Source organism: Telluria aromaticivorans (assembly GCF_013003915.1).
Taxonomy (GTDB): Bacteria; Pseudomonadota; Gammaproteobacteria; order Burkholderiales; family Burkholderiaceae_D; genus Telluria; species Telluria aromaticivorans.
In genome coordinates this window covers 74,620-95,547 of sequence record NZ_JABAIV010000003.1, presented here as the reverse complement: position 1 = coordinate 95,547, position 20,928 = coordinate 74,620, and the positions used below count along the sequence as shown (strand labels likewise).

At 65.6% G+C, this 20,928-nt stretch carries 19 protein-coding genes; 5 read left to right on the top strand and 14 right to left on the bottom strand.

Annotation, left to right across the window (positions count from 1 at the left end; all coding sequences use genetic code 11):
- Window positions 1–35: 35 nt before the first annotated feature.
- The 4 genes from HGB41_RS09650 to HGB41_RS09635 all read right to left on the bottom strand — a co-directional run bounded on the left by HGB41_RS09650 (window position 36) and on the right by HGB41_RS09635 (window position 5,036).
- Window positions 36–749: a hypothetical protein gene (locus tag HGB41_RS09650; RefSeq protein ID WP_171083684.1), complete on the bottom strand. Its 714-nt coding sequence runs from the start codon at window positions 747–749 to the stop codon at window positions 36–38.
- A 4-nt stretch (window positions 750–753) separates the two neighbouring features.
- Window positions 754–3,399, bottom strand: a complete 2,646-nt coding sequence (gene pepN, locus HGB41_RS09645) for an aminopeptidase N (protein ID WP_371868497.1) — start codon at window positions 3,397–3,399, stop codon at window positions 754–756.
- A 274-nt stretch (window positions 3,400–3,673) separates the two neighbouring features.
- Entirely contained in the window at window positions 3,674–4,729 is a 1,056-nt protein-coding gene (locus HGB41_RS09640) for an alkene reductase (protein ID WP_171083681.1), read from the bottom strand.
- Window positions 4,730–4,739: 10 nt separating this feature from the next.
- Entirely contained in the window at window positions 4,740–5,036 is a 297-nt protein-coding gene (locus tag HGB41_RS09635) for an ArsR/SmtB family transcription factor (protein WP_171083679.1), read from the bottom strand.
- 167 nt (window positions 5,037–5,203) lie between these two features.
- On the opposite strand from HGB41_RS09635, the gene sugE reads away from it, so the two are divergent.
- The gene (gene sugE, locus HGB41_RS09630) at window positions 5,204–5,524 is read left to right on the top strand and encodes a quaternary ammonium compound efflux SMR transporter SugE (RefSeq protein WP_171083677.1); all 321 of its coding nucleotides are present in this window, start codon (window positions 5,204–5,206) and stop codon (window positions 5,522–5,524) included.
- A gap of 13 nt (window positions 5,525–5,537) precedes the next feature.
- On the opposite strand, the gene HGB41_RS09625 is transcribed toward sugE, so the two are convergent.
- Window positions 5,538–6,524, bottom strand: a complete 987-nt coding sequence (locus HGB41_RS09625) for a M14 family metallopeptidase (protein WP_171083675.1) — start codon at window positions 6,522–6,524, stop codon at window positions 5,538–5,540.
- Between the two features lie 110 nt (window positions 6,525–6,634).
- On the opposite strand from HGB41_RS09625, the gene HGB41_RS09620 reads away from it, so the two are divergent.
- A complete protein-coding gene (locus HGB41_RS09620) occupies window positions 6,635–7,777 on the top strand; it encodes an acyltransferase family protein (protein ID WP_171083673.1) in 1,143 nt (380 codons plus the stop codon).
- Window positions 7,778–7,908: 131 nt separating this feature from the next.
- On the opposite strand, the gene HGB41_RS09615 is transcribed toward HGB41_RS09620, so the two are convergent.
- The 3 genes from HGB41_RS09615 to HGB41_RS09605 form a co-directional block, all read right to left on the bottom strand.
- Window positions 7,909–8,382 (bottom strand): hypothetical protein, encoded by a 474-nt coding sequence (locus HGB41_RS09615; protein WP_171083671.1) that lies wholly within the window; start codon window positions 8,380–8,382, stop codon window positions 7,909–7,911.
- Window positions 8,383–8,465: 83 nt separating this feature from the next.
- Window positions 8,466–9,335 (bottom strand): pirin family protein, encoded by an 870-nt coding sequence (locus HGB41_RS09610; RefSeq protein WP_171083669.1) that lies wholly within the window; start codon window positions 9,333–9,335, stop codon window positions 8,466–8,468.
- Between the two features lie 51 nt (window positions 9,336–9,386).
- A complete protein-coding gene (locus HGB41_RS09605) occupies window positions 9,387–9,983 on the bottom strand; it encodes an FMN-dependent NADH-azoreductase (protein WP_171083667.1) in 597 nt (198 codons plus the stop codon).
- 108 nt (window positions 9,984–10,091) lie between these two features.
- Between HGB41_RS09605 and HGB41_RS09600 the strand changes: the two genes are divergently transcribed.
- Entirely contained in the window at window positions 10,092–11,012 is a 921-nt protein-coding gene (locus HGB41_RS09600) for a LysR family transcriptional regulator (RefSeq protein ID WP_171083665.1), read from the top strand.
- A 10-nt stretch (window positions 11,013–11,022) separates the two neighbouring features.
- Here the strand turns inward: HGB41_RS09600 and asd are convergent, their stop codons facing one another.
- The gene (asd, locus tag HGB41_RS09595; RefSeq protein WP_503827418.1) at window positions 11,023–11,871 is read right to left on the bottom strand and encodes an archaetidylserine decarboxylase; all 849 of its coding nucleotides are present in this window, start codon (window positions 11,869–11,871) and stop codon (window positions 11,023–11,025) included.
- 225 nt (window positions 11,872–12,096) lie between these two features.
- On the opposite strand from asd, the gene HGB41_RS09590 reads away from it, so the two are divergent.
- Together HGB41_RS09590 and HGB41_RS09585 are read left to right on the top strand one after the other, a co-directional pair.
- Window positions 12,097–14,292 (top strand): TonB-dependent receptor plug domain-containing protein, encoded by a 2,196-nt coding sequence (locus HGB41_RS09590; protein ID WP_171083663.1) that lies wholly within the window; start codon window positions 12,097–12,099, stop codon window positions 14,290–14,292.
- Window positions 14,293–14,799: 507 nt separating this feature from the next.
- Window positions 14,800–16,983, top strand: a complete 2,184-nt coding sequence (locus HGB41_RS09585; protein WP_171083661.1) for a TonB-dependent receptor plug domain-containing protein — start codon at window positions 14,800–14,802, stop codon at window positions 16,981–16,983.
- Between the two features lie 4 nt (window positions 16,984–16,987).
- Here HGB41_RS09585 and HGB41_RS09580 read toward each other — a convergent pair whose 3' ends face one another.
- The 5 genes from HGB41_RS09580 to HGB41_RS09560 form a co-directional block, all read right to left on the bottom strand.
- Window positions 16,988–18,265 (bottom strand): TCR/Tet family MFS transporter, encoded by a 1,278-nt coding sequence (locus HGB41_RS09580; RefSeq protein WP_171083659.1) that lies wholly within the window; start codon window positions 18,263–18,265, stop codon window positions 16,988–16,990.
- A 50-nt stretch (window positions 18,266–18,315) separates the two neighbouring features.
- A complete protein-coding gene (locus HGB41_RS09575) occupies window positions 18,316–18,990 on the bottom strand; it encodes an HD domain-containing protein (protein WP_371868512.1) in 675 nt (224 codons plus the stop codon).
- Window positions 18,991–18,994: 4 nt separating this feature from the next.
- On the bottom strand, window positions 18,995–19,678 hold the full coding sequence (locus HGB41_RS09570; protein ID WP_171083655.1) for a ribonuclease HI family protein: 684 nt from the start codon (window positions 19,676–19,678) through the stop codon (window positions 18,995–18,997).
- A 66-nt stretch (window positions 19,679–19,744) separates the two neighbouring features.
- Window positions 19,745–20,392, bottom strand: a complete 648-nt coding sequence (locus tag HGB41_RS09565) for a YXWGXW repeat-containing protein (protein WP_171083653.1) — start codon at window positions 20,390–20,392, stop codon at window positions 19,745–19,747.
- Between the two features lie 184 nt (window positions 20,393–20,576).
- Window positions 20,577–20,792 carry a hypothetical protein gene (locus tag HGB41_RS09560; protein ID WP_171083651.1) on the bottom strand — a complete coding sequence of 72 codons (216 nt, stop codon included), beginning with the start codon at window positions 20,790–20,792 and terminating at the stop codon, window positions 20,577–20,579.
- Window positions 20,793–20,928 lie beyond the last annotated feature (136 nt).

The window sequence follows — 20,928 nt, the reverse complement described above, 5'->3', positions numbered from 1 at the left end:
GCAAAACATTAACACATGCGAATGCGCCGGAACAGCTAATCGCGCTTCCAGGTGGCATGGCTCGGGCAGCTGATCAAGCCCGCAGTGCCATTGCCGCCTTGTACATCGAAGGCGCTTGGAACAATGGCGTTGCCGATGCCCGGCTTGACCCCGCCGCTGATGCGGCAAAGGACCCTGCCGCCTTGGCGGAAACGGTAGATGATTGCACCATCGGGCGCGGTATAGGATTCGCTGACCAGCGTGCGGCTGTTGTCGATATGGGCGGCATCTAACGCGCGCGTGAAGCGTCCCCAGGGCGTGCCCGCAACGGCCGGCACGCCGGACTTCCCCTTGCGCAGTTCGCGGTCGATCACGCCGGCCTCGCGGCGCGCACGGCCCACCATCGCGTCGAGCGGCGATTCCGCTGGCGCAGCGGTAATGGCAAGCGGGTCGGCGGCTGGTGCCGGTGTGGCGGCCGATGGTGTGATTGGCTCCGCTGCGCGCACTGCATCCGGCAGCGCAGGCAGTGCTGGATCAAGCGTGCGCGGCGCCTCCGTGCGCACGGGCTCCGTCTCCCGGCGCACGGAAGCCAGCTCCGGCGCCGGCGGCGGGACCGGGATCACATTGAAAACGCGTTCCTCGAGCGTGTCCTGGGCCGGCGGATGCGCAGTCCGCCAGCTCCAGGCCAGCAGCAGGTGCAGGCCCAGCGTGGCCGCGAGCGGCCAGCCGGGCCTGCGGCGCGGCCAGGCCGCGTCGCCAGGGTCGGTCAAGGAGTCAGGACTTCGGTGCCGTCATGGCCTTCTCGATCGCCACGCAGCGCTGGTCTTCCTGCAGCGTGTCGAGCAGCGCGCGGCGGGTGCCGGCCGACAGTTCCTTCATGCTGCCTGCCGCACGGCTAAGTCGCTGCACGCTGGCCGGGGTGCAGCTGGCCGGAATCATGGCGCCGGCATAGGAACGCATGAAGACCGGGCCGGCCGCCTTGTCGATCGCCGGCAGTTTGGCCAGGCGCGCCTCCGCGGTCTGCTCGGCGAGTTTCGCCTGCTCGGCCGGGTACAGGCTGCCCATTGCCGTACGCACCTTCGAGAACGGCAGCTCCGTCTGGAGGTTCTGAATGGTTGCCAGCCATTCGGCCTTGACCTTCGGGTCCGGGCGCGCCACGGTGGCGGCCAGCGCCGCGCCCTGGCCGGTGTCGGACTTGTCGCGTGCCTGCTCGGCTTCGACCAGTGCCGCGGCGCCGCTCGCGTTGTAGCGGTTCAGGCGCCCGATAATGGCCCAGCGCTGATCCTGGCCGATGTTCAGGCCTTCGGTGCCGCGTCCCTCGAGCATGCCGGCCAGGCGCGCCAGCGCCTCCGGGCTGCTTGCCACATTCAGGTAAGTCGCAAACCAGCGGCGCTGGAAGTTGTCGTTGCCCTTATGCGCGACGACGCCATTCCACGCCATGTCTTCCAGCTGCTTGCCGGTCTCGCGGCTCCAGGCATTATCGAGGGCCATCGCATCGAGGTAGTATTTTGACGTGCTGACCTTGCCCAGCACATCGCCCAGCAGCGTGTAATCCTTTTCCTGCGGCGCGTTGGCCAGGGCCACCTTGATGAAATCGTTCAACGGCAGCTTGGCGTCGCGCACGCCGTCCCACAGGCTTTGCCACAGCATGGCGCGCAGCAGCGGGTCGTCCACGCCGGCCAGTGTGGTGCGGGCGGTGTCGAAGGAACGCTTGTCCAGCTGGACTTTCACGAAGCCCCAGTCCTGGTAGTTCGGGTAGACCAGGTCGGGGCAGGCGGCGCCCACCATGCCCGGCACATTGGTCTTGGCGCCGGAATAGGTGACCGGGACGTTCTTGGCCAGCACCAGCTTGCCGCTCTCCAGCTTGAAGGCGGCCACCTGCACGCGCTGTTCGCGCAGCGTCGGCAGGGCGCGGCTAGCCGCCGCCTGCTGCAGCGAGAAGGCCTTGATCTTGCCATTGGCGCAGGTGTAGTTGGCGGCGATGGTGTTCACGCCGGCCTGGTACAGCCAGTCCTGGGTCCACTTCGACAAATCGCGGCCCGCCGCTTCGCCCAGGCTGCCGATGAAGTCTTCCAGCTTCGCGTTCTGCCACGAGTATTTGACGAGGTAGTTATGCACGCCCTTGCGGAACACTTCTTCGCCCAGCATGTGGCGCAGCTGCTTGAGGGTCGAGGCGCCTTTCGAATAGGTGATCGCGTCGATGTTGTCGAAAGCATTGGCCGAGGAGGGCACCGGCACTTCGATCGGGTGGGTCGAGACCTTCTGGTCCTGCGCGTAGGCGGCCTGCTTGTCGTCCTGGAAGAAGGACTGCCAGGCATCCTTGAATTCGGTCGCTTCGGCGGTGGCGAGCGTCGCCATGAAGGCGGCGAAGCTTTCGTTCAGCCACAGGCCGTTCCACCACTTCATGGTGACCAGGTCGCCGAACCACTGGTGCGCCATCTCGTGCATGATGACTTCGGCCAGGCGCGCCTTCTGGGCGGCGGTCATCTCGGCCTTGTACAGGAAGCCGCCTTCGGCGAAGGTAATCGCCGCGGCGTTTTCCATCGCGCCGTACAGGAAGTCCGGCACCAGCAGCTGATCGTATTTCTCGAACTGGTAAGGGATGCCGAAGTAGTTCTCGAAGAAGCCGATGCCGCTCTTGGTGTAGCGGAACCAGTCGGCCGGGGTGACCTGCGCCGCCACCGACTGGCGCGCGAACAGGCGCATCGGGTATTTGCCGCTGTTGTCTTCCCAGACCTTGTACGGGCCGGCGTGCAGCGAGAAGTTGTAGGGGCTGAGTTTCTTCGTCTTCGGGAAGGTCCAGCGCTTGCCGCCGGTGGCGTCGGCAATGCCGGATTCGCGGGTGGTGGTGACCACATGCCAGTCGTTCGGCGCGTTGACGGTGACGGTGTAGGTGGCCTTCAGGTCGGGCTGGTCGAAGACCGCGAACATCTGGTGCGCGGCGGCCGGCTCGAAATGGGAATAGGTGTAGACGCGGCCGTCGACCGGGTCGACCATGCGGTGCAGGCCTTCGCCATTGGTGCTGTGCAGGCGCTCGTAGCTGACGGTGACGGTGTTGCGGCCCTTGGACAGATCCTGCGGCGCCAGCGTGATGAACCACTTGTTGTACTGCGGCGTGACCTGCTTGCCGTTGACGGTGAGCGACTTGACGGTGGCCTTGTCCAGGTCGAGCGTGACGGCGGAGTCCAGGTCGGCCAGGTCGAAGCTGACGGTGGTGGTGCCGGCGAAGCTTTCCTTGCCCGTGAGGGTGAAGTCCAGCACGTAATCCACATTCGACACGCGCGCGGAGCGGGCCATGGCATCAAGCTGCGACAGGTAGGCGTTCTCGGCGCGGGCCGGGGCCGGCGCTGCGGTGGCGGTGTTGAAGGCGAAGGCGGACGCGATGGCGAGCGCCATCACGCGTGGTGCGAAGTTGTTCACTACAGTCTCCCGGACAGCGCAGGCTAGGTGCGCATTAAAAATAATCGCGCAAGAATAGCATGGGAGGGCTGTGGTTTACACCACATACATATCGGTTTGTGGGACGTATGTATGGGCGGAGAGACGTTGGCCGTGCTCGCGGAACTTGGGTTCCGGCCTTCGCCGGAACGACGGTCTTTAGGGAAGGGGCTGATCGATACGTTGTTCCGGCCTTTAGCTTTAAGACCGTCATCCCGGCGTAGGCCGGGATCCAAGTGAGTAATCTACCGCTAACTTATGCCAGCGCCGGATAGTCGATGTAGCCTTCCGGCCCCGAGCCATAAAACAGCTCCGGCTTCGGCGCATTCAGCGACGCATCCACCTTGAAGCGCTTCGGCAAATCCGGATTCGCAATGAACCACACGCCGAACGCCACCGCATCGGCTTCGCCTGAAGCGATCAGGGCCTCGGCGCTGTCCTTGGTCAGCTTCTCGTTGGCGATGTACACGCCGCCGAATTCCTTCTTTAAATACGCGCGCAGGCTGTCGTCGCCGATGGCTTCACGGGCGCAGATAAACGCGATGCCGCGCTTGCCGAGTTCACGCGCGACGTAGCCGAAGGTGTCCGCCGGGTTTGAGTCGCCCATGTCGTGCGAATCGCGGCGCGGCGCCAGGTGCATGCCGACGCGGTCGGCGCCCCACACTTCGATGCAGGCATCGGTCACTTCCAGCATCAGGCGGGCGCGGTTCTCGACCGAGCCGCCGTACTGGTCGCTGCGCTGGTTGGTGGAATCCTGCAGGAACTGGTCGAGCAGGTAGCCGTTGGCGCCGTGGACTTCCACGCCGTCGAAGCCGGCCAGCTTGGCGTTCTCGGCGCCCTTGCGGTAGGCCGCGACGATGCCCGGGATCTCGGACAGCTCGAGCGCGCGCGGGGTGGTGAAGTCGCGCATCGGGCGCAGCAGGCTCACATGGCCTTTCGGTGCGATCGCGGACGGCGCCACCGGCAGCTGGCCATCGAGGAAATGTGGGTCCGAAATGCGGCCCACGTGCCACAGTTGCAGGACGATGCGGCCACCGGCCTTGTGCACGGCCTCGGTGACGATCTTCCAGCCTGCCACCTGCTCGTCGGACCAGATGCCCGGGGTGTCGGCATAGCCCACGCCCATCGGGCTGACGGCGGTTGCTTCCGACAGGATCAGGCCTGCCGAGGCGCGCTGCACATAGTATTCGGCCATCATCGCATTCGGGACGCGGTCGCCGCCGATGGCGCGGGCGCGGGTCAGCGGCGCCATGATGATGCGGTTCGGGAGTTCGAGCGCGCCTACGCGCAGTGGGTCAAACATGGTCGTCATTGAAATACTCCTACAATCCGTCATTCAGTTGGTCGAGGAAGGTCTTGATGGTTTCCTCGTTACGTTGGAAGAAGATGAACTGTCCGACGCGCCGTGTGCTCACGAGCCCGGCGCGCTGCAGCGTTGCCAGGTGGGCCGAGACCGTCGATTGCGACAGGCCCGTCTGCTTATCGATCAGCTTGCAGCAGACGCCGAAATCGAGCGGGTGCTCCTGCTCGGCGAAATGCTGGTGCGGATCCTTCAGCCACTGCAGGATCTGGCGCCGTACCGGGTTGGCCAGGGCCTTGTGGATCGCGTCGATGTCCATGAATTCTTCCTTGTATCGGGTTCTTTCGATCCGAGTATCGTCATCTTACGATATTCAGAAAATCCTTGCTGGCGGCCGGCCGTTTTACGGAGCAGGGCACGGCCGGGCCCGGTGGTATACTCGGCGCCCTTCGACACTGGGGCGCACGCGCCGCGAAAGGGTAATGCATGAGCTGGTTCTATCTCTTCATAGCCGGGCTGCTGGAAATCGCCTGGGCGGTCGGCCTCAAGTACACCGAGGGCTTCACCAAACTGATGCCGTCGCTGTGGACGCTGCTGGCGATGCTGGGCAGTATCGGCATGCTGGGACTGGCACTGCGCCAGCTGCCGCTGGGTACCGCCTACGCGGTCTGGACCGGCATCGGCACCGTCGGCACGGCGATCGCCGGCATGGTGATGCTGGGCGAGCCGGCCGGCGCCATGCGCCTGGGCGCGATTGCGCTGATCGTCACCGGCATCGTCGCGCTGAAGTTCCTGTCGCCCGGTTAAGCGCAGGCGTGCTTCATTCCCGTCCGAACGTCGGGTTCGGGCGGGTCAGGTAATACCACTCGGAGTTGGCATTCGCCTTCGCGTCCGGAAACAGGATGCGGCCGCTGAATTCCGCGGTGACCCGCGTGCCGTCCGCGCGTACGCCGATCTCGTCGCCTTCGGCCACCGCATCAAAGCTCGCCCAGCTGCGGGTGAAGCGGTCGGCCGCATCGAGCTTGTCGTGGACCACGACCATCGACAGCGCTTCCATCTCCTCGAACGGCACCGGCTCCGGATCCGGCGCCTCGATCAGTTGCAGGTGCGCGAGCGTGTTCATGATTGCGCGGTAGGCGACTTCCGGCGCGCCTGGGTCGTCGTGCTGGCCGCATTCGAGCGTCAGCGCATAACCGCCGGTGGTGCGCATGTATTCGGTGGTGCCGACGCCGTAGCGCAGCACGGTTTCCAGTTCGGACGCGTTGCCGCGGCTGCGGCGCTTGACGCCGTCGCCATAGGACGCCAGCCAGCCATCCACGAAGCGCTTCACGCCCAGGCGGCGCGCCCATGCCCGTTCTTTGGCCGCGTGTTTGAACGGCTGCAGCGGGCCCTCGTTGTCGAGCGGGCCGACCATCACGAAGGGCTGGCCGCCGGTCGCATTGAACGAATGCAGGTCGAGCAGCACGTCGTGCTGGCCGAGCAGGGGGCAGAGCCAGTTGGCGATGTGGTCTTCGAAGTCTTGCGGCTCGTCCTTCGGGAACAGGTTGCGGTTCAGGTTGCGGTCGCCGTTGCGGGTGTTCTGCTCGTAGGCCTTCGGGTTCACCACCGGCACGAAGGTCACGCTGCCGGCCGTGACCTGCAGGCGGCCGCTGTCGATGTCGTCCATCACGCGCAGGATGCCCTTGGTGCCGCAGGTCTCGTTGCCATGGGTCGCGCCCATGATGATGACGCGCGGGCCGGGGAGCAGGCCGGTGTAGTTGACGGATTTGAACTGGTAGTTGTGCTGGTGATTGCTGGTGGAGGTCATTGCGGTGGCGTGCCAGGGACGTTTCGGGTGCCGGTATTTTAGCGGACAAAGCTGGCATGCGGCGGGGCGCCGTGGCATGATCCGCAACTTCGCTATCCCGCAGCCGCCGCATGCAGCATGCTACTTCCACCATTCGCGTCCATGGCCTCGACACCCTGCGCGCGCTCGCCGTCACGCTGGTCGTGCTGCACCACTACGTGCTGTTCGTCAGCCACGCGCCGACCTTCGGCTGGATCGGTGACGTCGGCTGGGTCGGCGTCGACCTGTTTTTCGCGCTTTCGGGCTACCTGATCGGCAACCAGATCTTCGCGGCGATGAAGAGCCCGGGCGGCTTCTCGCTGAGGCACTTCTATGCACGCCGGTTGCTGCGCACCTTGCCGAATTACTGGGTGGTGCTGGCGCTGTACTTCCTGTGGCCGGCCTTTCGCGGCCAGTCGCCGCTGCTGCCGCTCTTGGAATACCTCAGCTTTATCCAGAACATCGGGCTGGAGCCGGGCAGTGCGTTTTCGCATAGCTGGTCGCTGGCGATCGAGGAGCAGTTCTATCTGGTGCTGCCGGCGCTGGCCCTGCTCGGCGCGGCATTCAAGGGTTCGGTGCGGCTGGCCTGGGTGGCGATCGCCCTGGCCTTCGTCGCGGGGATGCTGGTCCGCGCCGACCTGTGGCAGGAGCTGGTCGAGGGGCGGAACTATAAGCTTTACTACTATTTCAAGTTCATTTATTACTCTAGCTTATGCCGCGTCGACGAGCTGCTGGCCGGGGTGGCGCTGGCGCTGCTGCGCAACCACCATCCAGGCGCCTGGCGTGCTCTGACGCGGCATGGCAACCTGGTGGGGCTGGCCGGGCTGGTCGTGTGCGGGGCGACGTTCTGGTGGTTCCTCGCAGACCGGTACGGCTTCTTCGTGACCGTGTACGGGTTTCCGCTGCTGGCGCTGGGGTTTTCTCTCTTGATTGTGTCGGCGGTGGCCGAAGGATCGCTGCTGCGCAGCCTGCGCGTGCCGGGGGCGGGGGCGCTGGCCTTGTGGTCGTATGCGATCTACCTGCTGCACAAGCAGGTGTGCGTGCTGGGGGCGAAGTGGATGGCGGGGCAGGGGTATGGGACAGAGTCTTTGGAGACCATCGTGGCGATGCTGGCGCTGTCGGTGGGGACGGGGTGGCTGCTGTATAAGCTGGTGGAGACGCCGTTCATGTGGCTGCGGGAGCGGTATGTGCCAAGTAATGCGTTGTATCCAGCATCGGCGCATCGCATCGTGTAGTTGAACGCGCGGCCGTTTGTAATTCCGGGCACTGCCCGAAATTACCCCTGCCACCCTACGGATGCGGTTGTAGGGTGCGCGGGTCTCCCGCCCGCGCGTTCAACCAGCCGCAAATCCCTCGCTGATCACACTCAAGCCCGCGCCTCGATCACCCCGAACGCCGCCGGCGCATCCGCCAGGAACGCCAGCAAGGCATTCGCCTGCACCTGCGGCTCGAACCTCGCCGTCTCGATAATCGCCTGCCTCAAACCCGGCACCGTCTCCACCGTATGCGGACTCCGGTAAGCCGCCGCCAAGAGCTGCGCCAAATCCAGCGGCGCCCCATGCCCACGCCGCAGCCGCTGCTCGATGATGGCCAGCAGCGCGCGCTGCATGCGCGGGGTCGGGTTGAGGATTTCGCCGAACACGAGCGGCGTATTGGCGATGGCTTCGCACAGCGTACCCTCGATCGCATCGGGCTTCATGTCCGAGGCAATATCGAAGTAAGCCTTGTTCCAGCGTGTGCGCGCGTAGGCATGGCCGGGCGGGAAGGAATCGACCGTCTCGAGGCCGAGCGCGCGGCTGGCGCGCGAAAGTAAATCCGAAACGGTATCGATCAGCGGCATGGTGGGAGGAAGTGCGAAGACGTCATGCCGGCAGTGTAGCGCAAGCGGGGAGGCTGCGTGCATGCAGCCTCCCCGCAGGATCGTCAGGCGAAGCGCCCGGCGCGGAAGTCGTCGAAGGCCTGGTGCAGCTGCTCGGTCGTGTTCATCACGAAGGGCCCGTGCTGCGCGATCGGCTCGTTCAGCGGCCGCCCCGCCAGCAGGATCAAACGCGTCGGTTCGACCGCCTTGATGCGCACGCCATCTGCGCCGGCGGCATTGTCGAGGATCGCCATGCGCGTCTTGCCCACGCCCTTGCCGTCAACGACAACCTCTCCGCGGTAGACGTAGAAAAAGGCATTATGCCCCTGCGGGATCGGCTGCTCGAAGGTGACGCCGGCCGGGATCTCCAGGTCGAGGTAGAGCGGCAGTGTCGTGTCGCGCTGCACCGCACCCTTCACGCCGAAGGTCTCCCCGGCGATCACCTGCACCGTCACGCCATCGTCGTTGGTAAAGCGCGGCACTTCCCCGGTCGGGATGTCGCGGTACCAGGGCGCCATCATCTTGTCCTTGGCGGGCAGGTTGAGCCATAACTGGAAGCCTTCCATCAGGCCTTCGTCCTGCTCCGGCATCTCCGAATGGATCACGCCGCGGCCCGCCGTCATCCACTGCACGCCGCCATTCGTCACCAGGCCTTCGTTGCCGGCGCTGTCGCGGTGGCGCATGCGGCCGTTGAGCATGTAGGTGACCGTCTCGAAGCCGCGGTGCGGGTGCTCCGGGAAGCCGGCGATATAGTCGCCGGCCTTGTCGCTGCCGAAGGCATCGAGCATCAAAAATGGATCGAGGCGGCGCTGCAGGTGACCGGTGAGCACACGGTTGATCTTCACGCCCGCGCCATCCATCACGAACTGGCCGTTCACCAGGCGTTCGATGCCGCGCGACGTCACGATCGTCGATAAACCAGCTTGCTGGGTCATGCTGTTCTCCTGTCGATTGTTCGGATTGCGCCGCCCCGTAACCGGGACAGCTTAAGCCAGTGCCGCTTCCACTGCCTCGTTGGCCGCCTGCTGGCCTTTCGCCGCCGCTTCCGGACCCATGTTCAGGCCGTGCGAGTAAATAAACGTATGGTCGCTCAGGCCCAGGAAGTTCAGCAGCATGCGGATGTGCGGCACCTGCGGGTCGGCTTCAGCCGGATAGACGCCGCCGCGCGCCGTCGCCACGTACACCTTCTTGTTCGCCAGCAGGCCTACAGGTCCGGTCTCGGTATAGCGGAAGGTCACGCCGGAACGGGCGATCGCATCGAACCAGCCCTTGAGCTGGGCTGGCATGCCGAAGTTGTACATCGGGGCGCCGATCACGATCACGTCGGCAGCCTGCGCTTCCGCGATCAGGGCGTCGTCCAGGGCCACGCGCGCCGCCTGCTCGGACGAACGCTGGTCCGCCGGGGTGAACAGGGCGCCGACGGCGGCGCCGTCCAGCAGCGGGTGCGGCTGGGCGCCGAAGTCGCGGCGCACCACGGTCGCATCCGGATTGGCGGCGACCAGCTTGTCGATGACGAGATTAGTAACGCGGGTCGTTTCCGAATCCTTGCCGCGCACGCTGGAGGTAATTTGCAGGATGTTCATGGTGGGTCCCTTTGTCCGAAGAATGAGTTGATGGACCCACTGTAAAGGTTCCATAAACAATACGGAAGCCAGTAGAATGGATAACATTATCCCAGTGGTGGCACAATCATGAATCTCGAACCGAATGACCTGCTGCTGTTTGCCCGCATCGTCGAGGCGGGCAGCTTCAGCCGCGCCGCCGAGCGCGTGCAGCTGCCGAAATCGACCGTCTCGCGCCGCATCGCGCTGCTGGAACAGAAGCTGGGAGAGCGCCTGCTGCAGCGGACCACCCGCAAGCTGATGGTGACCGAATTCGGAGCCAGCCTGCTCGAGCACGCGCGCAAGGTGGCCGAAGAAGTGGAGGCGGCCGGCGCCCTGGCCCAGCACCGCCAGGCCGCGCCGAGCGGCAAGCTGCGCCTGTCGGTGCCGGGCGACTTCGCCAACAGCAGCCTGCACGAGGTGATCGCGCGCTTCATTGCACGCTATCCGCAAGTGTCGCTGGAGATGGATTTGTCGCCGCGCCGGGTCGACCTGATCGCCGAGAATTTCGATATCGCGATCCGCATGGGAGACCTGCCCGACGACTCCTCGCTCAATGCGCGCCCGATCAACCTCGAATACTTCGGACTGTATGCGTCGCCCGCCTACCTGGCCCGCCATGGGCTGCCGGAACACCCGGATGACTTGCTGAAGCACGATGTGCTGTGCATGCTGAACCGCAGCGGCGCCGCGCCTTCCTGGCTGCTCACGCGCGGCAAGCTGAGATGGGAACGGCAGCTGGTGGCGAGGCTGACCGCGAATTCGCCCGACCTGCTGGCGCGGATCGCCTCGCGCGGTGCCGGCATTGCGGGCAGCTCGCAGACGTTCGCGAGTCCCTACCTGGCGACCGGAGAACTGGTGCGGGTGCTGCCCGAATGGGATCTGCCGACAGCCAGCGGCTGGGCGGTGTTCCCGGGGCGGCGCCTGATGCCGGCCAAGACCCGGGCTTTCCTCGACTTGATGGCAGAAGTATGCCGGGAACGCGGCCAGGACGACGCACCGGGTAGATAACGCAGTGCGCTTAGCGGGGACGGTTGCCCATGGTCTCGCCCAGGCGCACCGAGCGCTCCGGCGCCCACTCGCCATTGAAGGAGATCGCGCCCTTCTTGAACAGCATGACCACGGTGGAGCCGAGCAGGAAGCGGCCCATCTCTTCGCCTTTTTTCAAAGTGACCTGGCCGGGTTCGTAATTCCATTCGCAGATGCGGGTCATGCGCGGCGGGTTCACCACGCCATGCCAGGCGGTCGCCATGCTGCCGACGATGGTCGCGCCGACCAGGGTCATCACGAAAGGCCCGTGTTCGCTTGAGTCGAACACGCAGACCACGCGCTCGTTGCGGGCGAACAGGCCCGGCACGCCGCGCGCCGTGGTCGGGTTCACCGAGAACAGCTTGCCCGGCACATAGATCATGCGGCTCAAGCGGCCATCGCAAGGCATGTGGATGCGGTGGTAGTCCTTCGGGCTCAGGTAAAGGTTGGCGAAGAGGCCGTGCTGGAAGTGCGCGGCCAGCTTGTCGTCGCCGCCCACCAGTTCCGCCGACGTGAATTTATGTCCCTTGGCCTGGAAGATATGGTGGTCGTCGATGTCGCCGTACTGGCTGATGGCGCCATCCACCGGGCAGACGAAATCAGCCTGCGCCAGCGGACGCGCATCGTCACGTAGCGGGCGCGTGAAGAATTCGTTGAAGCTGCTGTAGCTCGCGATGTCCGGGTTCGCAGCCTCGTCCATGTTGACCCCGTACTTGCCCACGAACCAGCGGATCAGGCGCGTCGTCATCGCGCCTCCCTTGGCGCCGGCTACCCGGCCGGCGAAGTTGGTCAGCGCCGTCTTCGGCATCACATACTGGGGCAAGACTTTTAAACGGGACACTTTGATGGGCCTCTAGGTTTCGAATCGATGGCGAATTATAACGGCGATGATGGCCTGAATTGCATCTTTATGGCCGCAGTGTACTCCAGCAGGCTGGGGCAGGGGATCTGGCAGGCGTGCATGGCGCATGCGCCCTGCATCGACCTTCCATGCATACACGATTTCCCGCGACAATGGGAATTGCTTCTGGGACAATGTTGGCCCCTGCACCCACGAAGCCTGACCATGTCTCGTATTTACTGCCCGATCCGCCTCAGCGCGCTTGCCGCCGCCGTCAGCCTCTGCCTTCCCGTGTTTGCGCAGGAGGCGCCGGCCACCCCGGCCAAGGCCGAACCGGTCAAGTCGGAAGACGGCAAAAAGATCCAGCAGGTGCAAGTCAAGGGGACGGCCGACAGCTACGACCCGCGCCGCGACGACACCGCCACCAAGATCGTCGTCACCAGCGAAGAGATCACCAGATTCGGCGACACCAATGCCCTCGACGTGCTCAAGCGCGTGCCCGGCATTACCGTCAACAGCGCCAATGGCCGCGGCGGCGAGATCCGCATGCGCGGCCTCGGTAGCGGCTATACGCAGATACTGGTGAACGGCGAGCGCGCGCCGGCCGGCTTCTCGATGGAGGCGCTGGCGCCGGATTCCATTGAGCGCATCGAAGTGCTGCGCGCGGCCAGCGCCGAGTTCTCGACCCAGTCGGTGGCCGGCACCATCAACATCATCCTCAAACGCACGGTGAAGAACCGCCTGCGCGAACTGAAGCTCGCCATGCAGGGCTCGAGCAACGGCTTCGGCCCCAATGCCAACCTGCAGATGTCGGACCGCGACGGCAGCTTCTCGTATTCGTTCACGGCCAACGCGATGCAGGACCGCTTCGACTTCGATGCCGCGGGACTCGAGACCACCGTGGCGCCCGACGGCACGGTGACCGAACTGCAGTCCCTGGAACTGCCGCAGAAGGGCTGGTTCCGTGCCCTGAACCTGAACCCGCGCCTGAACTGGACCCTTGCTCCAGACAATACCGTCACCTGGCAGACCTGGGTCAATGCCAACCGCTTCCGCAACCGCTTCCGTGAGGTCACGACCACCGTCATCGGCAGCCCGCCGTTCTACCCGGACGAGTCCAATGCGGTCGACAATGAGGGCAACCAGCTGCGCTCCGACCTGTCGTGGGCGCGCAAGCTCGCGTCCGGCGCGAAGCTGGACCTGAAACTCGGCGTATCCGCCGGCGAGGTGACAAGCATCATGCTGCGCTCTGCCACCAACGGCACCAATCCGATCCTCGACAAGCATATCCGCGCCGAGGGCGAGGACCGCGGCATCAACTCCACCGGCAAATACGCCCGGACTTTGGGCAAGGGCCATGCCTTCACGGCCGGCTGGGACGGCGGCGTCGATACTCGCGACGATGCGCGCATCGAGCGCGATGCCCTGCGCAGCGCACCGCCGCTGCCCGAGGAAAATTCGGAAGCACGGGTCGAGCGGCTGGCCGTGTTCGCGCAGGACGAATGGAACATCCTTCCTTCGTGGTCGATGTACCTGGGCGCGCGCTGGGAAGGCATCCGCACGGCAGTCGAGGGCAATGCTTTTGGGAGCGTGCGCGCCAGCTCCAGCGTGTGGAGCCCGATCATGCAGACCCTCTACAAGATCCCGGGGAAGAAGGGCGACCAGCTGCGCTTTGCCCTGACCCGCACCTACAAGGCGCCCGGCGTGGGCAACCTGAGCCCGCGGCGCCAGAGCAGCGAGAACAACAGCTCGACCCAGCCCGACTACCAGGGCAACCCGAACCTCAAGCCCGAGTTGGCCTTCGGCATCGACGCGGCCTATGAACATTACTGGGCCGAAGGCGCGCTGTTCTCGATCAGCGCCTCCTCGCGCCGGATCAGCGACTTCACCCGCTTCCTGACCTATTTCGATGGCCGGCGCTGGATCACGACACCATCCAACCAGGACAGCGCGGTCACCCGTTCGCTCGAGGTGGAAACCAAGTTCCCGCTCAAGGCGGTGATGCAGGATGCGCCGGCCGTGGATGTGCGCGCCAGCGTCAGCCGCAACTGGTCGCGCGTCGAATCGGTGCCGGGGCCGTACAACCGACTCGACCAGCAGACGCCCCTGAGCCTGACCCTGGGCGTCGACTACAAAGCGGGCGCGCTCACCACGGGCGCCAGCTTCGCCTACCGCAGCGGCGGCCCGGTGCGGGTCTCGCTGAACCAGCGCTCCTACTTCCGCCCGCGCCGCGACCTCGACCTGTATGCGCTGTGGAAGTTCGACGCCAAGCAGCAGCTGCGCCTGGCCCTGTCGAACGTGTTGAAACAGGACTTCCTGGCCGAGAATACCTACATGGACGACAGCATCGGCGCGCAGACCCGCAGCTTCCTGTATCCAGGCCCGGTGCGCATGCGCGCGACGTATGAGCTGAAGTTCTAACTCTTCGAGAGAGGGTATTTAAGAGCCGCCAGTTTCTCGTAGGGTGGGTAATTCGTAATTCAGGCCATTGGCCTGAATTACCTTGCCCACGCGTTCGACCAGAGGTAGCACGGACGCGATGCGGTTTTCATGCGCAAACTATCACTGAAGTTCTGACTCTTCCGCGAGGGGGTACTTTAGAGCCGCCAGCTTCCCGTAGGGTGGGCAAGTTCCTTGCCCACGCGTTCAACCAGCAGTAGCACGGACGCGATGCGGTTTTTAAGCGCTGACTATCACTGCGTGGGCGTTTGTAATTCCGGGCATTGCCCGAAATTACCCCGCCCACCCTACGATCGACAGGCGAATCTTAAGCGACCGGCAGGATCGCCGCAGAGCGGTTTTATTTCGCATGGAAGCTGCAATTGCTATGAACTAGCAATAAATGATACTCAAGAGAGTTTACATATTGCTCAGTACTAGCATATAGTCATTCGCACAAGCCGAATAACTAATTCTGGAGACTGGAATATGAACTTGCTGCGCCCGCGTCACCTGGCCCTCATCCTCGCCGGGCTGTCCGCCCCGGCATTCGCCCAGCTGTCCGCCAAGGACGGCGCCGTCCAGCAGGTGGAAGTGAAAGGGACCAGCGCGGCCTACGACCCGCGCCGCGACGATACCGCTTCCCGCATCGTCGTCGGCCGCGAGGAAATCGCCCGCTACGGCGACACCAGCGTGCTCGATGTCTTCAAGCGCATTCCCGGCGTGACGGTGACCACCGGCTCCGGGCGCAGCACCCAGGTGCGGATGCGGGGCCTGGGGGCGGGCTATACCCAGGTCCTCGTGAACGGCGAACGCACGCCCGCCGGCTTCAGCCTCGACAACCTGTCGCCCGACACCATCGAACGCATCGAGGTGCTGCGCGTGGCCAGCGCCGAGTTCCCGGCCGCGGCGGTGGCCGGCACCATCAACATCGTGCTGCGCAAGACGATCCGCAAGCGCGAGCGCGAGGCCAAGCTGGGCTACCTGCTCTCGAGCGACTTCCGCGGGCCGACCTTCAGCACCCAGCTGGCCGAGCGCGGCGAGGCTTCGTCCTGGTCGCTCTCCGCCAGCGGCAACCACGACACCCTGGCGCGCGAGTGGAGCGGTCATGAGGAGAACACCCGCCCGGACGGGGTGGTGGACCTGCGCCGCACCACTTTCGCGCCCGAGCGCGGCCACATGAACCGCCTGAACCTGGGGCCTACCCTGAACTGGACCCTGGACAATGGCGACAAGCTGGCCTGGGAGACGACGTTCAACAGCAGCAGTTTCCGCAACAATCCGCAACCCCGGGTGACGACCCTGGCCGGCAATCCGCCGCCGACACCCGACCTCCAGATCTTCGGCGAATTCGACGACCGCATGCTCAAGTCCGACCTGCGCTGGGCCAGGGAGCTGCCCGCCGGCGCCAAGCTCGATGCGAAGCTGGGCTTCGAATGGTCGTCGCGCAAGATGTTCGTGCGGCGCGTGGGATTCGACGGCGCCGGACTGCCCGAGTCGGACGGCTCGACCCTGCTTGACACCCACGCCCGGGGCGCGAACTCCACCGGCAAAGCGACGCGCGCGCTGGATGGCGGCCATGCGCTGTCGCTCGGCTGGGACATCGGCGTCAACGCGAGTTCCGACATCCGCGTCGAGCGCGACCGCATCCGACTGCTGGCGCCCGGGCTGCCGCTTGGCACGCCGCTGGACGAGCAGTTCCGCGCGACGGCGACCCGCGCCGCCTTCTACGCGCAGGACGAGTGGACCGTCACTCCGCTATGGTCGGTCTACCTCGGCACACGCTGGGAAGGCAGCCGCACGCGCGTGTCGGGCAGCGGCTTCGAAGCGGCGAGGGTGGATTCCAGCATCCTGAGCCCGATCCTGCAGACCCTGTACAAGTTCGCCGGTGCGGACGGCAAGAAAAGCGGCGACCAGCTGCGCCTGGCGCTGAGCCGCACCTACAAGCCGCCCGGCCTGTACAGCCTCGTGCCGCGCCGGTCGGCCTGGGAGAACAACAGCGCCACCGAAGCGGACTTCGTGGGCAACCCGAAGCTGAAGCCGGAACAGGCATGGGGCATCGACGCGGCCTATGAACATTACTGGGCCGAAGGCGCGATGGTGTCGGTCAGCGGCACGGTCAAGCGCATCGACGACTATATGAGCAACCACATCTACTTCGACGGCCTGCGCTGGATTTTCACGCCGGTCAACGACGACCGCGCGATGCTGCGCACCCTCGAGGTCGAGACCAGGTTCCCGCTCAAGTCCCTGTTCGCTGGCGCCCCGGCGATCGACCTGCGCGCCAGCGTGAGCCGCAACTGGTCGCGGGTCGAATCGGTGCCCGGCCCGAACAACCGGATGGAGCAGCAGGCGCCGTTGACGGCCAACGCGGGCTTCGACTATAAATCCGGCGCATTGGCCGCCGGCGCCAGCGTCGCGCACCGGCGCGGCGGCGCGATCCGGGTGGACGTCAACCGCGGCTTCTACAACTACGCGCGCACCGACCTGGATGCGTATGCGCTATGGACCTTCAACCCGAAACTGCAGTGGCGGGTCGCCCTCTCCAACCTGCTCGGCGAGGACGGCGGCTTCGAAGTGTCCTACCTGGATCCGGTGCGCGGCCTGGAAAAACGCGGCTGGAACTACCCGGGCGGCGTCAAGCTGCGCACCACGCTGGAAATGAAGTTCTGAGGCTTCAGGCGGCGTTGCTGTCGACGGGACGCTTGCTCTCCTGCGTGCTATCGTGGGCGTGATGTTTGCGGAAATAGTGCCAGGCCACGAAGATGGCCGCCGCCTGCAGCGCGGCGCACAGCAGGAAGTGGCTGCCGATGCGCCAGTCGCCGGGCGGCAGGTCGCTGACACTGGCCAGGATCGCGGTGCCGACCAGCGGCGTGATGATGACGCCCAGGCTGCTGATCGACTGGAGCGAACCCATGAGCTCACCCTGCTGGTTGGACGGCGTGGTTTTCGAGATGATCGCCTGCAGGGCCGGCGCCGCGGCGAAGGCCAGCACATTGCACAGGATGATCGCGTACATCATCCAGCCCTGGGTCGCCAGGCCGTAACCGAGGAAAGCGAACGAGCCCGAGACGATGCCCAGCAGCGACAGCCGCACTTCGCCGAAGCGCCGGATCAGCACCGCCAGCAGGCCGGCCTGCACCACTGCCGAGACCAGGCCCACGCAGAACATCGCGATGCCATTGTCGCGCGGGGTCCAGCCGAAGCGGAAGGTGGTGTACAGCACCCAGGTCGATTGCAGCATCATCTGGCCGAACGTGACCAGGGCAATGACGATGACCAGCCCGCGGATATCCTTGCGCCGCACCAGGCGCAGCAGCGCCGCCAGGGGATTCAGGCGTGCCCAAGCGAAGGGCGCGCGCTCGCCCGGCGGCAGCGACTCGGGCACGAAGAAATAACCGTAGACCAGGTTGGCGGCGCCCAGCAGGGCCGCCACGTAGAAGGGCAAGTGCAGGTCGTTGTTGCCCAGCAGGCCCCCCAGCATCGGGCCGCAGATGAAGCCCAGGCCGAAGGCGGCGCCGATCTTTCCGAAGCTCTTGGCGCGGTTTTCCTTGGTCGAGATGTCCGAGGCATAGGCCGAGGCGACCGACATGCTGGCCGAGGACATGCCGCCGATGATGCGGCCGACGAACAGCCAGGCCAGGGTCGGCGCCCAGGCCGTGATCAGGAAATTCAGGCACATGCCGGCCATCGAATACAGCAGCACCGGGCGGCGCCCGATGCGGTCGCTGAGCGCACCCAGCGCCGGCATGAACAGGAATTGCAGCACCCCGAAGGTGGCCGCCAGCACTCCGAACCACAAGGCGTGGTCTTCGCGCGCCGGCACGAACTGGCCGACCAGCAGCGGCATCACCGGGACGATCAGCCCGATCCCCAGCATGTCGATGAAGATGCAGACCAGGACGAAATTGAGTTTGCCGGTGGTGGACTTCTGAAGCGCGGTGGTGCTGGACATGCGGGCCTCTGGCAGGGATCGGTGGTCAATCTTAGCACCGCAATATGCGTTCAGGAATCTTTTGCATCTCCCCACTCGGCGGCGAAGGCAGTGCGGAAGGATTCCAGCATGGCAAGGCGTTCCTGCCCCAGCTTGCGGCCTGCCTCGGTCTGCATCTTGCCGGGAAGCGTAGCCAGTTTGGCGGCGATATGGTCGAGCGAATAGGCGCGGTCGTCGAGCGGGCGGCTTGCGGCCAGCGGGTCGCCGGGGTGGGCCAGGCTGCTGCCCATGCGCCCGGCCGTATAGAACATGCGCGCCAGGCCGACGGCGCCCAGGGCATCGAGCCGGTCGGCGTCCTGCACGATCCGCGCTTCCAGCGACTCGGCCGGGATGTTGGCCGAAAAGCTGTGCGCTTCGATGGCATGCGCCACCGCGCCAAGGCGCTCGGGCGGGAAGTTCATCCACGCCAGCTGGTGGCGTGCCAGCTTGGCCGAGCGCCTGGAGGCCTGCGCGCGGTCCGGGTCGTCCTTCGGCAAATTGACCAGGTCGTGCAGGTAGCAGGCGGCCATCACGACCAGGGCGTCGGCCTCGGGGTGGTGTTCGAGCAGGGCCTGGGCGTTGCGCCAGACGCGTTCGAGGTGGTTGGCGTCATGGGCGCCGTCGCCCCCGGTGCCGGAGGCGGCAAGGGCGGCAAAACGCGGACGCCAGGTCGCGAGGCCGGTGTCGGGTTCGAGGGGCTTGGTCAAGGGGTCATTCATGGGCTTGTTCAGAAGGGAGGATCAGGGCGGCGCGCTGCGACAGCGCGTCGGCGCGGGTGTTCTTGTGGCGCGGGATCCAGCGCAGCGTGGCGCCGGGCAGTTGGGCGAGCAGGGCGCGCGCGCGCGCGCGGTAGGCGCCCAGGCTCGCCGCCCCGGCACAGTCGGGCGCATTGACGTCGTCGATCACCACCTGGCTGTCGCCGTGGATTGCGAGCGGCCCGGCGCCATGTTCGAGGGCGGCTTCAAGCACCGCGATCAGCGCCAGGTATTCGGCTTCGCTGCTGTTGCCGTAGCCGGCGCCGCAAGACAGTTCGACCAGCACGCCGCCAGGGCCCTCCAGTACGGCGCCGATGGTGCAGCGGCCTGGATTGGGGTGGGCTGAGCCGTCGAACCATGCGCTCCACGCTGGTGCGACGGAGGTCTGCCGGCGCCGCGATACCGAGGCGGCGGCGCGTGCCTGCCGTACCGCCGCGTTCACATCGCTGCGCTCGCGGGCCGCAGCGCGCATGCTGAGTAAATGCTCAAGTCCGGCCGTGCCGGCGCGCAGGCTCAGGGTGGCGCGCAATGCTGCCGATTCCGGGATGCCGGCGCGTTCGGCCAGCTTGCGGCTGGCGGCGAGTTCCCCCTTGGAGGCGGCGGCAAGCAGGTTGGCAAAGTCAAGGTCATTGTCATGCATGGCGAGAGGATAACAAAAAGCCGCCCGAAGGCGGCTGGTTCCATTCCGGACCCGCGGGAGAGCGGATTAACGGCGGTACGGGTTGTTCGGGCTGTCGTCGCGGCGGTTGCGGACGCCGTCACCGTCGCGATCGCGGTCATGCTCGTTGCGGATGCCGTCGTTGTCGAGGTCGCGGTCGTAGCGGTTCGGGATGCCGTCACGGTCGGTGTCACGGCGGCCGTGGTGACGGTGTCCGTCGCGGTAGCCATCGCGTCCGTCGCGGTAACCGTCACGGCCATCGCGGTAACCGTCACGGCCATCGCGGTAACCGTCGCGGCCATCGCGGTAGCCACCGGCATACACCGGCTCGTAGCCGCGGCGTTCGAAGCGGTCAGGCACGCCGTCGCGGTCGCGGTCACGGCCGCCATGCTGGCTCCAGCGGGACGGTTCCATGTACCAGCGGCCCTGGCGCTGGTGCCAGCTCGGCGGCGCATACACATAGCCGGGACGGGCGACGATGTAATGGCCCGGCACCCAGTGGTGGCGGTGGCGACGCCATTCCCAGTAGCCAGGCGCCCAGACGTGGCCGTGGCGTGCAACCGGAATGCGTTCGTACATGGGCGCCGGCGGGGCCGAGCCGATATACAGTTGGAAGTCGGTTTGCGCCAGGGCCGGCAGCGGCGCGAAGGCGGCGCCAATGGCGATCAGGGCTGCTAGGGTAAGAGTGCGTTTCATGTCGGTCTCCAGATCCAAAATGGATGACCCACTATATCGCCAGGGGTGCTGGAAAGGGAGGCTTGAAGCAGATGCTTACATCTGAAACAGATGGGGATGGGAATTGCGGGGCGGCTGATACAAACGGCTGTGCTGCCAGGCTCCCGCTGTCGCCACTACGCGACAGCGGGCGAGCCTGCGGCACTCATCCACGGCTCCCTGCAGCCTGTTTTTCTTCGTCAGTGAGGCGTTTGGCGGTCACTGTGACCACGGCCATCTTGTCGCCGCTCGCAACCAGGGCGGTATCGGCGGCGTAGCTGCGGGCCTGGGCTTCGGGAATGCTGTCGAGCAGGTAGCTGCTGGAGACGGCGAGGCTGATGGCGACGACGAAGACGGCTTCCATATGCTTCATGACGTTCATGGTATTTCTCCTTGGTGGATGGGTGGTCGACGGCTTGTCGATGTATGCAATGTAGGCCAGGCCCGGTTGCCGCGCGAGCCGATTGCGACGAGACGCGGAAAACGCGGAACAAGCTGTCGAAAAGCCTGCGCGAACG

What these genes read in the sequence shown, in the direction of transcription:
- HGB41_RS09640 (WP_171083681.1), bottom strand. Translation starts at nt 4,729, where the DNA reads ATGACGACCATGTTTGACCCACTGCGCGTAGGCGCGCTCGAACTCCCG.
- HGB41_RS09635 (WP_171083679.1), bottom strand. Translation starts at nt 5,036, where the DNA reads ATGGACATCGACGCGATCCACAAGGCCCTGGCCAACCCGGTACGGCGC.
- sugE (WP_171083677.1), top strand. Translation starts at nt 5,204, where the DNA reads ATGAGCTGGTTCTATCTCTTCATAGCCGGGCTGCTGGAAATCGCCTGG.
- HGB41_RS09625 (WP_171083675.1), bottom strand. Translation starts at nt 6,524, where the DNA reads ATGACCTCCACCAGCAATCACCAGCACAACTACCAGTTCAAATCCGTC.
- HGB41_RS09620 (WP_171083673.1), top strand. Translation starts at nt 6,635, where the DNA reads ATGCAGCATGCTACTTCCACCATTCGCGTCCATGGCCTCGACACCCTG.
- HGB41_RS09615 (WP_171083671.1), bottom strand. Translation starts at nt 8,382, where the DNA reads ATGCCGCTGATCGATACCGTTTCGGATTTACTTTCGCGCGCCAGCCGC.
- HGB41_RS09610 (WP_171083669.1), bottom strand. Translation starts at nt 9,335, where the DNA reads ATGACCCAGCAAGCTGGTTTATCGACGATCGTGACGTCGCGCGGCATC.
- HGB41_RS09605 (WP_171083667.1), bottom strand. Translation starts at nt 9,983, where the DNA reads ATGAACATCCTGCAAATTACCTCCAGCGTGCGCGGCAAGGATTCGGAA.
- HGB41_RS09600 (WP_171083665.1), top strand. Translation starts at nt 10,092, where the DNA reads ATGAATCTCGAACCGAATGACCTGCTGCTGTTTGCCCGCATCGTCGAG.
- HGB41_RS09590 (WP_171083663.1), top strand. Translation starts at nt 12,097, where the DNA reads ATGTCTCGTATTTACTGCCCGATCCGCCTCAGCGCGCTTGCCGCCGCC.
- HGB41_RS09585 (WP_171083661.1), top strand. Translation starts at nt 14,800, where the DNA reads ATGAACTTGCTGCGCCCGCGTCACCTGGCCCTCATCCTCGCCGGGCTG.
- HGB41_RS09580 (WP_171083659.1), bottom strand. Translation starts at nt 18,265, where the DNA reads ATGTCCAGCACCACCGCGCTTCAGAAGTCCACCACCGGCAAACTCAAT.
- HGB41_RS09570 (WP_171083655.1), bottom strand. Translation starts at nt 19,678, where the DNA reads ATGCATGACAATGACCTTGACTTTGCCAACCTGCTTGCCGCCGCCTCC.
- HGB41_RS09565 (WP_171083653.1), bottom strand. Translation starts at nt 20,392, where the DNA reads ATGAAACGCACTCTTACCCTAGCAGCCCTGATCGCCATTGGCGCCGCC.
- HGB41_RS09560 (WP_171083651.1), bottom strand. Translation starts at nt 20,792, where the DNA reads ATGAACGTCATGAAGCATATGGAAGCCGTCTTCGTCGTCGCCATCAGC.